1 protein-coding gene is annotated in these 859 nt (G+C 78.1%); it reads left to right on the top strand.

From position 1 onward, the window contains the following. The coding region (locus MNY60_RS23525) for a PD-(D/E)XK nuclease family protein (RefSeq protein ID WP_242362080.1) at positions 1-610 on the top strand (610 nt) is incomplete at its 5' end. Between the last annotated feature and the right edge of the window lie 249 nt (positions 611-859).

Here is an 859-nt window from a genome sequence, read left to right on the forward strand (position 1 = left end):
CCTCGAGCGCCGCGCGCAGCTCGCCGCCGCCGCGGCGCGGCGCGGTCACGACGCCCGCTCGCCCGGCGTGCGGCGCATCCTCGCGGAGGTGTCGCGCTTCGCGGACTCGGAGGGCGGGCGCGAGCTCGCGGCGGCGGCGCGCGACGCGCGGCTCCGCCGCGAGGTGCCCTTCCTCCTGCGCCTCCACGCGCGGGAGCGCGGCGCGCCGGCGGTCTACCTCGTCGGCGCCATCGACGCCCTCGTGGCGGACCGGCGCGCCACCGCGCTCACGGTCGTGGATTACAAGTACGCGACCTTTCGGCCGGACGCCGCCGACCGCTACCGCCTGCAGCTCGTCGCCTACGCGCTCGCCGCCCGCCGCGCCCACCCCGAGGCCCGCGTCCGCGCCCGCCTCCAGTTCATCCGCGGGGACTGCCGCGCCGTGGACGTCACCCCCGGCGAGCGCGAGCTCTCCCGCTTCGCGGCCGACGCCCCGCGGCTCGCCTGGGAAGCCTTCCGCGGTGACGGCGACCGCCCTCCCGCCTCACTCGGCCGCGACGAGGCCCGCTGCCGCGCCGAGGGCTGCGGCTTCGTCTCGCGCTGCTACCCCCGCGCCATCGACGGAAAGTGAATGGGCCGCGGCCCCCGCCGCGCTCTCGCCGTCCCGCCGCGTTCTCAGTCACCCCGCCGCGTTCGCACCAAGCCCGTCGCATTTTCAGCGAGCCGCCGCGTTGGCGCGGTGCCGCCACCCGGAGAAACAACCGTGAACACTGGGGAGGGGCCCCGCGCAATCGCGCGGGGAGGGCGAAGCTCTCCCGGCGGGGAACGGTCGCGAACCCGCGAAGCGGGCGCGACCGTTCACGGGCCCCGCCGAGCAGGG

It is taken from the genome of Anaeromyxobacter sp. SG17 (assembly GCF_022690695.1).
Classification (GTDB): domain Bacteria; phylum Myxococcota; class Myxococcia; order Myxococcales; family Anaeromyxobacteraceae; genus Anaeromyxobacter; species Anaeromyxobacter soli.